Source organism: Dinoroseobacter sp. S76 (assembly GCF_049801095.1).
Classification (GTDB): Bacteria; Pseudomonadota; Alphaproteobacteria; order Rhodobacterales; family Rhodobacteraceae; genus Dinoroseobacter.
On the sequence record NZ_JBNAGH010000005.1, the window covers coordinates 151,613 to 164,510 of the forward strand.

Below are 12,898 nucleotides of genomic sequence, written 5' to 3' on the forward strand. Positions count from 1 at the left end.
GTCATGGGGCGACTCAAAGGAAGTAACGTGGCGTTAGCGCCACCAACCTAAGTCGCTTTGCGTCCGAACCCTGCGAGTCGCCAAGGGCCAAATGGCCGCACTTCCCGTGGCTGCAGTCCAGCTATGCGCCGGATGCGGGGCTTGGGGAGCCGCTGGCGCGTGCAATGCACGCGCCTGACGATGTCTGATCAAAGTGCGGAACAGTGCTGCGGAGTGCGGAAGGGACCGCTTGGGCAAGACCGCGCCGCGTTCTCCCACCGGCGCCGCAGGCGGCGTCGCGGATCTCAGATCCGCGCCACCGGTCTTAAAGGCTGGCGTCGAGGGCCGCGATCACCGCGTCGCCCATCTCGCTGGTGCTGGCCGGGGTCGCATCGCCCGCCTGCATCAGGTCCGCAGTGCGAATGCCCTGACCGAGCACGGTGTTCACGGCTGCCTCGAGGCGGTCCGCCTCATCACCCTGATCAAAGGAATAGCGCAGCGCCATCGCAAAGCTCAGGATGCAGGCACAGGGGTTGGCCTTGCCCTCACCCGCGATGTCAGGCGCAGAGCCGTGCACGGGCTCGTAGAGCGCCTTGGGACGCCCGTTCTCCATGGGCAGGCCGAGGGAGGCCGAGGGCAGCATGCCGAGCGAGCCGGTCAGCATCGCCGCCGCATCCGACAGCAGATCGCCGAACAGGTTGTCGGTCACGATCACGTCGAATTGCTTGGGCGCGCGCACCAGCTGCATCGCACCGGCATCCGCATACATATGGCTCAGCTCGACCTCGGGGTACTCGGCGGCATGCACCTCGGTCACCACGTCGCGCCACAGGATCCCGCTTTCCATCACATTGGCCTTCTCCATGGAGCAGACCTTGTTGTCCCGGCGCTTGGCCAGCTCAAAGGCGGAGCGCGCGACCCGGGAGATCTCGCTTTCGGTATAGCGCTGGGTGTTCACACCGACGCGCTCATTGCCTTCCTTGAAGACCCCGCGCGGCTCGCCGAAATAGACGCCGGAGGTCAGCTCGCGCACGATCATGATGTCGAGCCCGGCGACGATGTCCTTTTTCAGGGACGAGAAATCCGCCAGCGCGTCAAAGCATTGCGCCGGGCGCAGGTTCGCGAAGAGATCCATCTCCTTGCGCAGGCGCAACAGCCCGCGCTCGGGCTTCACGGAGAAGTCGAGCACGTCGTATTTCGGCCCCCCCACAGCGCCGAGCAGAACCGCGTCCACCTCTTGCGCCTTGGCCATGGTCTCATCCGAGAGCGGGATGCCATGCACATCATAGGCCGCGCCGCCCACGAGATCCTCGGAGACGTCAAAGGTCATGTCGCGCTTGGCGCCGAACCAATCGATGATCTTGCGCACTTCGGCCATGACCTCGGGGCCAATGCCGTCTCCGGCGAGGATCAGAAGGGAAGGGGTGCTCATCTCTAGGTGTCTCCGGCTGCGTTTCGCCGGCTGCGGTATCCCGTCCGGGGCGGAGGGTCAAGGTGACGGGATGTGCGAGGCGGCGCGGGCGGGTCGGGATCACGCCTTAGAAGGCGAGATCTACCCAGATCAACCGGTGGCGCGAAGCGGTCTCGGCTTCCTCCAAAAGCTCCACCTCTGCGGCGCCTGGCCAGTGCAGCCCGCTACCTGCCACGGTCAGCGTGCGGCTTGGCAGGATGTAATCCACGCGCAGATTGCCGGGATCGCTGGGCCGGTCGTCGGGCCAGTCGACCGTATCCAGCGCCGGATCCCCGCGATGTGCCGTGTTCACGCCGCCCTGACGCGCGCTCGCCTCTGCCGCGCCCTCTGCGCTGGGCGCCGGATCCTGCAGTTTGGGATGGCCGCGCAGGCGAGCGACAGCGCCCGGGCGCGCCTCCCCATCCAAGGGGTCCGCGTTCAGTGTGCCGAGCACCACGGCCTGAGGCCCCAATGCCCGCTGGAGCGCGGGCGTCCAGCCATTCAGGTAGTCCGCCCAGAACCGCTGCTGATCCGCGTTGCGCCGCCCATTGCGATCCTCCGGCCCGTCAAAAACTGGCGCCATGGCATGCAAGGGCAGCAGATGCAGGCGCGACCCGTTGGGCAGCTGGATCGGCACATCCCAATGGCCCGTGGACGAGAGCCGCAGCACCTGCAGCACGTCTGGATCCGGCAAGGTTGGCAAGTCTGCGGCGGGAAGGTCGGACCAGAGGAGGTCCGTAAACTCCAGCACCTCGTCATGGAGGATCGGGTAGCGCGACAGGATCGCCAGCCCGCCTGCCCCGCGGAACTCGCCATAGGCCTGGGCATCCTCCGGTTCCTCCAGCCGTCCATCCCCATCGAGATCATAGCCCGTGGGCACCCCGGTATTGGGCGCGCCCGCATAGGCATGAGCGAGCGACAGGCCGGACTTCGTCAAAGCCGCCTGCAAAGCGCGCAGAGTTTGCCCCCCGGCGTCATAGTCGATGTCTCCCAGCAGGATGATATCCGGTGCAGCCCGGCTGAGAATGCTGAGCACCGCCGCCAGCTGCTTCGGGCGTTTCTCCTTGCCCAGATCGCGCAGCAGCAAACCCGGCCCTTTGGCCGACAGCTCCGTATGGAAATAGGCGATGCGGATGGTCTCGGCCTGCACAGGCGCGCCGAGTGCCGAGAGCGCCCCAAGCGCGAGCGCCGGGACGTGCCAGAAAGCCTTGAGAGATGCGAGAAACCCCATCTGCCCACCAAAGCGGAGGCCGCGTGTGGCGACCGTGTTCAGCGGGCAGGAAACAGGGAAGGGGTTAAGACCGGATTAACCAAGATCCCCGGCGCGCAAATCCGCGCGCCGGCTAGGGCCTTTGGGTCGATCAGACCCAGGGACGGGCTGCGGCGGCCTGTGCTTCGAACGCATCGATGGAGGCGGCTTTCTCCAGGCTCAGACCGATATCGTCGAGCCCGTTGAGCAGGCAGTGCTTTTTGAACGCATCCACCTCGAAGGAGATCGAGCCACCATCGGGACCGGTGATGGTCTGGTTCTGCAGATCCACGGTCAGAACCGCGTTGGCGCCGCGCTCGGCGTCGTCCATCAGCTTGTCGACCTCTTCCTGAGGCAGGGCGATGGGCAGAATGCCGTTCTTGAAGCAGTTGTTATAGAAGATGTCCGCAAAGCTCGGCGCGATCACGCAGCGGATCCCGAAATCGAGCAGCGCCCAGGGCGCGTGCTCCCGCGAGGAGCCGCAGCCGAAATTGTCACCCGACACGAGGATCTGCGCGTCCCGGTACTGCGCCTTGTTCAGCACGAAATCGGGGATCTCCGCGCCGTCATCATCATAGCGCATCTCGTCGAAGAGGTTCACACCCAGACCCGAGCGCTTGATCGTTTTCAGGAACTGCTTGGGGATGATCATGTCCGTATCGACATTGATCAGGGGCAGGGGGGCCGCGATGCCCGTGAGCGTGTCGAACTTGTCCATCTGGTGTCTCCTGGCGCCCGGTGCCGGGCGATGTCTTGTCATCAACTCATGTCCACACCGCCGCCAGAAGCGCCGGGGACGGATCGCCGGTGTGATGCCTTATTTTGCGGAGCGGTGCAATCCAAAGGCTTCGCGACAAAAAGAGCGATGCCTTGTGCGGGTGCGCTGATCCGCGTCCGTATGACCGGGCCGGAGTTACCAGGTGCAGTGACCCGCAGCCAGCGGCGCTGACGAATGTTTCCATGCGGACCTTGATCGGTAGAGTGCCCTCAAACCTCGACGCCGGGGGTGAGGGGGCGAGGCTCCGCATTGAGCCATTGATCCAAATGGCCCGCAGAGAGCGTTTGATGGGCGGCGACGCCCTGCGCTCTTGCCCGCGATCGAAGGCCAGGATCTGCGATGTCTGGGGAGGAACTGGTCAGAGCGGGCGCGGGTTGCGCCCGATCCGCAGTTATTCCTTGGGCGTCTTGGCGAGCTCCGGATGGGCGCGCAGGAAGAAGCCGAGGACGGTGAAGCCCAACCCGTTAAAGAGCAGCTCAACCCCGAGAAGCACCCCAAGAAGCTGTGCCGAGGCGGTGGCGAAATTGGCGAGGATATAACCCGCCAGCAGCACCGAGAGCGCGCCGGAGATCAGCATGGGCCAGAAGAACTGCGTCTGTTTCATGGTCCAGGCAAAGACGATACGCGCTCCGCCGCTCACGGCGAGCAGGATCGTGATCAGCAGCGCCAGAGAGATCGCCCCCTCGAGCGGGTGGAACAGGAAGGAGATCCCGAGAAACGCGGCCAAAGCGCCCATCCCGATGGAGAAGAGCTTGCTCCCCATCCCCTCGGCCTTGAGGCCACCGGCGATCTGCGCGGCCCCGGCAAAGAGGAACAGGGCGCCGGTGACGGACGTAACCGCCACCGAGGCCAGAACGGTGTTCCCCAGAACGATGATGCCACAAATCAGGGAGAGCAGGCCCAAGAGAACCCATTTCATCCAGTCTTTCATGGCCCATCGCTCCTGTCAGGTTGCCGCTTTGGGGCAGGCTACATCAGTTCGCGCACATCCGTAAGACGCCCGGTGACGGCGGCTGCTGCGGCCATGGCCGGGCTCAGCAGATGGGTGCGACCTCCGCGACCCTGACGGCCTTCGAAGTTCCGGTTCGAGGTCGCGGCGCAGCGCTCGCCCGGGGTCAGCTGATCCGGGTTCATGGCCAGGCACATGGAACAGCCCGCCAGACGCCATTCGAACCCGGCTTCCTTGAAGATCTCCGCAAGGCCCTCTTCCTCGGCCTGGGCACGGACGAGGCCAGAGCCCGGCACGACCATGGCGCGCTTCACGGCGATCTTCTTGCCCTTGAGGATTTCTGCGGCGGCGCGCAGATCCTCGATCCGTCCATTGGTGCAGGAGCCGATGAAGACCGTGTCGATCTCGATCTCGCTCAGGGGCGTGCCCGGGGTCAGACCCATATAGTCGAGGGAGCGCTTGGCCGCGTCGACCTTGCCGCCGGTGAAATCCTCGGGGGAGGGGACTAGCGCGCTGATCGGCAGCACATCCTCAGGGGAGGTGCCCCAGGTCACGACCGGCGCGATATCCTCGCCCTTGATCGTGATGACCTTGTCCCAATGGGCGTCCTCGTCGGAAAAGAGCGTCTGCCACCAGGTGAGCGCGGCCTCCCATTGGGCGCCTTTCGGCGCATGGGGGCGACCTTGCACATAGTCATAGGTCTTCTGGTCGGGCGCGATCAGGCCGGCGCGGGCGCCGCCTTCGATGGCCATGTTGCAGACCGTCATCCGGCCTTCCATGCTGAGATCGCGGATCGCCTCACCGCAATATTCGATCACGTAGCCGGTGCCGCCTGCGGTGCCGGTTGCACCGATCACCGAGAGGGTGATGTCCTTGGCGGTCACACCGGGGCGCAGCTTGCCGGTGATCTCGACCTTCATGTTCTTGGACTTTTTCTGGATCAGGGTCTGGGTGGCGAGCACATGCTCCACCTCCGAGGTGCCGATCCCGTGGGCCAGCGCGCCGAATGCGCCATGGGTCGCGGTGTGGCTGTCGCCGCAGACCACGGTCATACCGGGCAGGGTCCAGCCCTGTTCCGGGCCAACGATATGCACGATGCCCTGACGGATGTCGGAGACCGGGTAGTAGTGAATGCCGAAATCCTTGGCGTTCTTGTCGAGGGCCTCGACCTGAATGCGGCTGTCTTCGGTCATTTGCTCGGGGTTCTCGCGCCCGGCGGTGGTGGGCACGTTGTGATCCGGCACGGCGATCGTCTTGTCCGGCGCGCGGACGCTGCGTCCAGCCATGCGCAGACCCTCAAAGGCCTGGGGGCTGGTCACTTCATGGACGAGGTGACGGTCGATATAGAGCAGGCTGGTGCCATCCTCGGCCTCATGGGCCAGATGGGCGTCCCAGATTTTGTCATAGAGTGTGCGGGCAGTCATTTTTGTCTCTCCCGAGGTGCGGGTTGGATCATGTCAGAGGGCGAAGCGCGGCGCGCATCCGTCAGCTATCGGCAGGCTCGGCCCGCAGGGCGGCGTGGAATCGCCACGGCATCCGCGTCCGGTCCGATATGTTGAAAACCCGATTCATGGGCAGCAGATACAACCCAAGACGCGGACCCGCAAGACAGCACTCCGGCGTGGTCCCGCACAGGCTGCACATGTGTCGCACCCCAATAATCTGGAAAAAACTGATCCAGACCCAATCTTGCACCGTAACCCCTGCAAAACTGGCCAAACAAAGGACGCGGCGCCATGATCCGCTTGACCCATATCGCATTGATGCTCGGTCTGACCGTTGCGGCTGTGTCCGTCGGAGCGGAGGCGCAATTGTATCGCGGTTACGAGACGCCCAGCTACGAAGTGACCGTCAAAAAGGGTGACTTCGAGCGACGGGACTACGCGCCTCAGGTCGTGGCCGAGGTCATGGTGCGCGGGGATCGCGAGCAGGCGGTCTCGCGCGGGTTCCGGGTGCTTGCGGACTATATCTTTGGCGGCAATGTGGATGAGGCCAAGGTGGCCATGACCACTCCGGTCAGCCAACAGGCCAGCGACGATGATGATGGCCCGAACCTCTGGGTGGTGCGGTTTGGCATGCCTCAGGGCTACACGCTGGAGAATCTCCCGAAGCCGCAATCGGCCGCGATCCGTCTGGTGGAGACACCTGCCGAGGATCAACTTGTCGTTCAGTTCTCGGGCCGGTGGAGCGATACGCTCCTCACCCAGAAGGAGCTGGAGCTGCGGGCCTTTGCTGCCGCCCACGGGCTGGAAGCCTCGGGCGCGCCGCGCTTTTACTTCTATGACGGGCCTTTCACGCTGCCCTGGACACGCCGCAACGAGGTGGCGCTGGTCCTGAACTGATCGGCGTGCAGCCCGCATGCATCACCTGGCGCGCGTCAAAACGCCCCCAGAGTTGAGCGAACTTCGCTTCAGTGTTATGATTTCAACAACCCTGCGCCGGGGTGGGATCGGCGTGTTGATGTAGGAGGACAGAAATCTGTCTCACATTTCCAATGCGGTCGGGGGCTCCGCTGTGACCGAAACCTCGACCCCTGGACTGGCCGCTTTGCCATCCACGGACATGAGCGAAGATCTGCTCTCGCTTGTCCTTTCTTCCCTTGATCAAGACAAAGCCGAAGACATCGTCTCCATCGACCTGCAGGGCAAGTCGAGCATGGCCGATCATATGGTGATCTGCTCGGGCCGGTCCTCGCGCCAGGTCGCGGCGATCTCCGACAAGCTGGTCGAGCGGATCAAGGCTGAACTGGGCCGGGGCTGCAAGGTCGAAGGCAAGGGCCAGGGCGACTGGGTGCTGATCGATACGGGCGATGTGGTGGTCCATGTCTTCCGTCCGGAAGTCCGCGACTTCTATCAACTCGAAAAAATGTGGATGACCCCGGCGGCGCAAGCCTGAGCCGGGGCGCTGTGCGCCCATGAAAGTCACGCTCTGCGTGGTCGGCCGCCTGCGGGCGGGACCGGAACGCAACCTGATCGACGATTACCTGCAACGCTTTGACCGCACCGGGCGGGGCTTGGGCCTCGGCCCGGTCTCAGTCGTTGAGGTTGAGGACCGCAAGGGCGGTGGGTCCGAGGCCGAGGCGGTTCTCCTGCGCAAGGCGGTTCCGGCTGGGGCGGTGCTCTGTGTGCTGGATGAACGGGGCAAGGTGATGTCCTCGCCGGAATTTGCCGGGCAGATTGCCGAGTGGCGCGATGCCGGGCGAGGTCATCTGGCGCTTGTGATCGGCGGGGCGGATGGTCTGACCAAGGCCTTGCGGGCCGAGGCCGATGCGAGGCTGTCCTTCGGCAGGATGGTCTGGCCCCATATGCTCGTGCGCGTGATGCTGGCCGAGCAGCTATACCGTGCGGCGGCCATTCTGGCCGGAACGCCCTACCATCGGGCGTAGCACGCGCAGAAACCGGCGGGTTTTTGAGTATTTTTGGAACAATGAGGGGGGCGTGCGCCCGGGTGAGGTTCCGATCCGCCTGTGGCTTCGCTAGAAGGCGGGTGACGAAGCAGAGGATGGTCCCATGAGTGCGCCGAAACCCGTTGTGTTGTGTATTCTCGATGGCTGGGGGCTGGACCCGGATGGGGCAGCCAACGCGCCCTTGCTGGCCGACACGCCGGTCATGGATCGGCTCATGGCCGAGTGTTCCAACGCGACGCTGACGACCTTTGGTCCGGATGTGGGTTTGCCCACGGGGCAGATGGGCAATTCCGAGGTTGGGCACACCAATATCGGCGCGGGGCGCGTGGTGGCCATGGATCTGGGTCAGATCGATCTGGCCATCGAGGATGGCAGCTTTGCCGAGACCCCGGCGCTGCAGGCGTTCATCGCCAAGATGCGGGCCTCGGGCGGCACAGCGCATCTGATGGGGGTCGCCTCGGATGGGGGCGTCCATGGCCATAGCGCCCATATCGCGGCGGCGGCGCGTGCCGTAGCCGCGGCGGGGGTGCCGGTGGTGATCCATGCAATCACAGATGGGCGCGACGTGGCCCCGAAATCCGCCGATACCTTTGTGCCCGCATTGGAAGCTGCCTTGCCCGAGGGGGTGCGGATCGGCACGGTGATCGGGCGCTACTATGCCATGGATCGCGACAATCGGTGGGAGCGGGTTTCGCGCGCCTATGCCGCCATGGCGCGGGCCGAAGGGGAGGCGGCGGCCAGTGCGACGGAGGCGGTGAGCGCCTCTTACGCCCGGGGCGAGACCGATGAGTTCATCGCCCCCACGGTGATCGACGGGTTTTCCGGGATGGCGGATGGCGATGGCCTCTTTTGTCTGAACTTCCGGGCCGACCGGGCGCGCGAGATCCTGCGCGGTTTCGTGCAGCCGGATTTCACGGATTTCGACATCTCGGGGCGACCCGGCTTCGCGGCCGCTTTGGGCATGGTGTCCTATTCTGATGATCACGACGCCTGGCTGGGGATCGTTTTTCCCAAACGGGAGATCGTGAACACGCTCGGTGCCTGGGTCGCCAAACGGGGGCTGCGGCAGTTCCGTTTGGCCGAGACCGAGAAATACCCCCATGTGACCTTCTTTCTGAATGGCGGCCAGGAAGTGCCCGAAGACGGCGAGGAGCGCTTCATGCCCGCTTCGCCCAAGGTCGCGACCTATGATCTGCAGCCTGAGATGAGTTCGGCGGAGGTCACGGACCGCTTCGTCGGCGCGATCGAGGCAGGCTATGACCTGATCGTGGTTAACTATGCGAACCCGGATATGGTCGGGCATACGGGCGATCTGGAAGCCGCAAAGGCGGCCTGTGCCGCGGTTGATGCGGGCCTCGGGCGGGCGATTGCCGCGCTTGAGGCCGCAGGGGGCGCGATGATCGTTACCGCCGACCACGGCAATTGCGAGACGATGGTCGACCCGGAAACTGGAGGGCCGCACACGGCCCATACTCTGAACCCGGTGCCGGTGATCCTTGTGGGTGGGCCTGAGGGCGCAGAGCTGGCCGAAGGGCGGCTCGCGGATTTAGCGCCCAGCCTTCTGGAGCTGATGCAGGTGCCGCAACCGCCCGAGATGACGGGCAAGAGCTTGCTCCGGTGAGGGCGCTCCGCGCCGCTCTGGCTGCGCTGGCGCTTGGCGTACCTTTCGTGGCAGAGGCCCAGTCGGACCCTGTCGCCCGCGCGGAGGAAGCCTCCGCGCTTCTGGCCGAGGCGCGCGCGGCGCTGACCGCCGAGACCAGCGCTTCGGACCGGATCGCTGTGTTGACCGAAGCGGTGCGGGGTTTTGAGGCCGGACTTGAGGCTGTGCGCGAAAGCACCCGGCAGGCGGTGATCCGCGAGCAGGCCATCACGGATCGGCTGGCAGCGGAACAGGCAAGGCTCGGCGCGCTTCTCAGCGTGCTGCAGACTATCGGCCAGACCCCGGAGCAGGCGATGCTCCTGCATCCGGACGGCCCGCTCAGTCTTGCGCGGTCGGGCATGCTCGTCTCCGAGGTCACGCCTGCCGTGGCCGCCGAGGCCGCGGAGCTGCGCGCGACCCTGGAGGAGCTCAACCGCATCCGCCGGACCCGCACCGTGGCGGCGGCCCAGCTCGAACAGGCGCTTCTGGATATTCAGGCTGCGCGCGTGGCGCTCGCGGGTGTGGTGGCCCAGCGGGTCCGTCTGCCGCAGGACAGCGCGCCGGATCCGGTGCTGCTGGGGGTGCTTTCGGCCTCGAGCGCGACCTTGCGGGATTTTGCCGAGCAGCTTGATGCGCTGGACGGTCCCGCGCCGCCGCTCTCGGACTTCGCTGCGCGGCAGGGATCTTTGCCCCTGCCCGTGGCGGGCCGGGTCCTGCGCGCCGCCGGAGAACCAGATCTGGCGGGCATCATCCGGCCCGGTCTGGTGCTCGCGGCCCCGTCCCAAGCGCTGGTCACCAGCCCCAGTGCGGCCACTGTGCGTTATGTGGGCACGCTGCTCGACTACGGAAACGTGATCGTCCTTGAGCCGCAAACTGGCTACTTGCTTATTTTGGCGGGGGTCGATGATCTTTATGTTGATGCTGGAGAGGTCTTGTCCCCGGGCGCTCCGCTTGGCCTCATGGGCGGTCTGCCAGAAACCGAGAACGGTTTTGCCAGTGGTCAAACCCGGCAAGAGACGCTTTACTTGGAACTCAGAAACGGCGGCGAACCGGTCGATCCGGGTGCGTGGTTCGTGACAGACAAGGATTGAGATGCAGATGAAGAACTTCGTTATGGCCGCGCTTGGCGGCACCGTGGCCGGCGCACTGCTGACAACCCAGGTCGCAGGACCGCTGCTGGCCCAGGAAAACGCCCGCAAGACGTCGGTCTATGAGCAGCTGGACCTGTTTGGGGACATCTTTGAGCGGATCCGCGCGCAATATGTCGAGCAGGTCGAAGAGGGCGAACTGATCGAGGCCGCGATCAACGGCATGCTGACCTCGCTCGACCCGCATTCCAGCTATCTGCCGCCCAAGGATTTCGGCGATATGCAGGTCCAGACCCGCGGCGAGTTCGGCGGGCTCGGGATCGAAGTGACCCAGGAAGACGGCTTCGTGAAGGTCGTCTCGCCGATCGATGACACCCCGGCGGCCGAGGCCGGCATCGAGGCCGGCGATTTCATCACCCATGTGGATGGCGAGAGTGTGCTGGGTCTGACCCTCGACGATGCGGTGGGCATGATGCGCGGGCCAGTTGGCTCCGAGATCGTGATCACCGTCGTGCGCGAGGGCTTTGACGAGCCTTTCGATGTGACAATCACCCGTGACACGATCAAGCTGACCGCGGTGCGCAGCCGCACCGTGGGCGACACGGTGGTGATGCGTCTGACGACTTTCAACGATCAGACCTATCCGAACCTCGAAGAGAAGCTGGCCGAGGAAGTGGCCGAGCTTGGCGGGATGGAGGCCGTGAATGGCTTTGTCATCGATCTGCGCAACAACCCCGGTGGTCTGCTGACCCAGGCGATCAAGGTCTCCGACGCCTTCCTCGACAAGGGCGAGATCGTCTCGACCCGGGGGCGCGACCCGCAGGATGGTGAGCGGTTCAACGCCACCGAGGGCGATCTGACCGAGGGCAAGCCGATCGTCGTGCTGATCAATGGCGGCTCGGCCTCGGCCTCCGAGATCGTGGCGGGCGCGCTGCAGGATCACCGCCGCGCCATCGTCGTGGGCACCAAGAGCTTCGGCAAGGGCTCGGTCCAGTCGGTCGTCCCCCTGCGCGGGGATGGGGCCATGCGCCTGACCACCGCGCGCTATTACACGCCCTCGGGCCGCTCGATCCAGTCGCTTGGCGTCTCGCCGGATATCGTGGTGGCCCAGCCCACCCGTCGTCCCGACGCGGAGGAGGAGGTCGACAACCGGCCCCGTCGTTCCGAAGCGGATCTGCGCGGCTCGCTGGACAATGACTCGATCTCCGAGGATGAGCGTCAGCTTCTCCTCAAGGAGCAGCAGAAGGCCGAAGATGCCGCCAAGCTGCGGGACGAGGATTACCAGCTCGCCTATGCCATCGACATCCTCAAGGGCCTGAACGCGCTCGGGCCGACCGACTGATCAAAGAGGCCGCATGACTCCGGAAGAAATCTCTGCACTGCCCTATCGCAAATGCGTCGGGGTGGTGCTGTGGGACGGTGCGGGCCGGGTCTTCACCGGCCAGCGCTTCGACAGCGAGCTGCCTGCTTGGCAGATGCCCCAGGGTGGCATCGAGGAGGGCGAGAACGCCCAGACCGCCGCCCTGCGCGAGTTGGGCGAAGAGACCGGGGTCCTGCCCGAGCAAGTTGAGGTGGTCGCCGAGGCCCCGGACTGGATCTCCTATGACCTGCCGGTGGAGATCGTGCCCCGCATCTGGAAGGGCCGCTACAAGGGCCAGACCCAGCGTTGGGTCCTGATGCGGTTTCAGGGCACGGATGCAGATATCAATATCGAGACGGCCCATCCGGAGTTTTCCGAATGGCGCTGGCTGGAGCCGCCCAAGGTGCTCGCTTCCATCGTGCCGTTCAAGCGTGATGTCTATGAGCAGGTCTTCAAGGCCTTCGGGAACTGGCTGTGATCCGTCTGTTCCTTCTGGGGTTGGCGGTGGCGCAACCGGCCCACGCCCTGAGTTGCCTGCGGGCGGACCCGGTGCGCAGCTATCTTGAGCGGGCAGACCTTCCGGATCAGGTGGTGCTTTTGGGCACGTTTGATGTCACGCCCGGGGCGCTGGACCGCCCCGACGGCACGATGACCCAGATCCCCGAGGACAAGCAGGTTACGGGCCAGTTCCGGGGCGAGGATCTGCTGAGTGGGACCCGGATCGAGGGCCCGATCACCGTGGTCAGTCACTGTATGGCCTCCTGGTGCGGGAATATGGCGCCGGGGGTGCATCTGGCCTTTGGCACGCAGAGTGATGCGGGGCTGGTGGTCTCGGTCGATCCCTGTGGGTCGGCGGCCTTTGCGGACCCGGATATCGCGACCCTCGCGCGGCTCGAACGCTGCATGGTCGATCAGGCCTGCGAAATCCCTGAATAGCTTGCGACAGATCCGGGCGGCTTGACGGGCGGGCCATGGCGTTCCATGTTTCGCTATAGAACAT

13 protein-coding genes are annotated in these 12,898 nt (G+C 65.0%); 8 read left to right on the plus strand and 5 right to left on the minus strand.

The window, feature by feature from the left end:
- Positions 1 to 304: 304 nt before the first annotated feature.
- The 5 genes from leuB to leuC form a co-directional block, all read right to left on the minus strand.
- Positions 305 to 1,411, minus strand: a complete 1,107-nt coding sequence (gene leuB / locus ACP153_RS15540) for a 3-isopropylmalate dehydrogenase (protein WP_424971926.1) — start codon at positions 1,409 to 1,411, stop codon at positions 305 to 307.
- Positions 1,412 to 1,517: 106 nt separating this feature from the next.
- Positions 1,518 to 2,660 carry an endonuclease/exonuclease/phosphatase family protein gene (locus ACP153_RS15545; protein ID WP_424971927.1) on the minus strand — a complete coding sequence of 381 codons (1,143 nt, stop codon included), beginning with the start codon at positions 2,658 to 2,660 and terminating at the stop codon, positions 1,518 to 1,520.
- Between the two features lie 130 nt (positions 2,661 to 2,790).
- On the minus strand, positions 2,791 to 3,396 hold the full coding sequence (gene leuD / locus ACP153_RS15550; protein WP_424971928.1) for a 3-isopropylmalate dehydratase small subunit: 606 nt from the start codon (positions 3,394 to 3,396) through the stop codon (positions 2,791 to 2,793).
- A 451-nt stretch (positions 3,397 to 3,847) separates the two neighbouring features.
- The gene (locus ACP153_RS15555; protein ID WP_424971929.1) at positions 3,848 to 4,387 is read right to left on the minus strand and encodes an HdeD family acid-resistance protein; all 540 of its coding nucleotides are present in this window, start codon (positions 4,385 to 4,387) and stop codon (positions 3,848 to 3,850) included.
- A gap of 38 nt (positions 4,388 to 4,425) precedes the next feature.
- Positions 4,426 to 5,829 carry a 3-isopropylmalate dehydratase large subunit gene (gene leuC, locus ACP153_RS15560; protein ID WP_424971930.1) on the minus strand — a complete coding sequence of 468 codons (1,404 nt, stop codon included), beginning with the start codon at positions 5,827 to 5,829 and terminating at the stop codon, positions 4,426 to 4,428.
- Positions 5,830 to 6,141: 312 nt separating this feature from the next.
- On the opposite strand from leuC, the gene ACP153_RS15565 reads away from it, so the two are divergent.
- The 8 genes from ACP153_RS15565 to ACP153_RS15600 all read left to right on the plus strand — a co-directional run bounded on the left by ACP153_RS15565 (position 6,142) and on the right by ACP153_RS15600 (position 12,834).
- Entirely contained in the window at positions 6,142 to 6,747 is a 606-nt protein-coding gene (locus tag ACP153_RS15565) for an SOUL family heme-binding protein (RefSeq protein WP_424971931.1), read from the plus strand.
- Positions 6,748 to 6,967: 220 nt separating this feature from the next.
- The gene (gene rsfS / locus ACP153_RS15570) at positions 6,968 to 7,300 is read left to right on the plus strand and encodes a ribosome silencing factor (protein ID WP_424971932.1); all 333 of its coding nucleotides are present in this window, start codon (positions 6,968 to 6,970) and stop codon (positions 7,298 to 7,300) included.
- Between the two features lie 19 nt (positions 7,301 to 7,319).
- Positions 7,320 to 7,790, plus strand: coding sequence for a 23S rRNA (pseudouridine(1915)-N(3))-methyltransferase RlmH (gene rlmH, locus ACP153_RS15575; protein WP_424971933.1), 471 nt, complete (start codon positions 7,320 to 7,322; stop codon positions 7,788 to 7,790).
- Positions 7,791 to 7,914: 124 nt separating this feature from the next.
- Entirely contained in the window at positions 7,915 to 9,432 is a 1,518-nt protein-coding gene (gene gpmI / locus ACP153_RS15580) for a 2,3-bisphosphoglycerate-independent phosphoglycerate mutase (protein ID WP_424971934.1), read from the plus strand.
- The gene (locus ACP153_RS15585) at positions 9,429 to 10,541 is read left to right on the plus strand and encodes a murein hydrolase activator EnvC family protein (protein ID WP_424971935.1); all 1,113 of its coding nucleotides are present in this window, start codon (positions 9,429 to 9,431) and stop codon (positions 10,539 to 10,541) included. The genes gpmI and ACP153_RS15585 overlap by 4 nt, the downstream gene beginning before the upstream one ends.
- A gap of 7 nt (positions 10,542 to 10,548) precedes the next feature.
- Entirely contained in the window at positions 10,549 to 11,880 is a 1,332-nt protein-coding gene (locus ACP153_RS15590; protein ID WP_424971936.1) for a S41 family peptidase, read from the plus strand.
- A gap of 13 nt (positions 11,881 to 11,893) precedes the next feature.
- Positions 11,894 to 12,376, plus strand: coding sequence for an RNA pyrophosphohydrolase (locus ACP153_RS15595; protein WP_424971937.1), 483 nt, complete (start codon positions 11,894 to 11,896; stop codon positions 12,374 to 12,376).
- Positions 12,373 to 12,834 carry a hypothetical protein gene (locus ACP153_RS15600; protein WP_424971938.1) on the plus strand — a complete coding sequence of 154 codons (462 nt, stop codon included), beginning with the start codon at positions 12,373 to 12,375 and terminating at the stop codon, positions 12,832 to 12,834. The genes ACP153_RS15595 and ACP153_RS15600 overlap by 4 nt, the downstream gene beginning before the upstream one ends.
- Positions 12,835 to 12,898 lie beyond the last annotated feature (64 nt).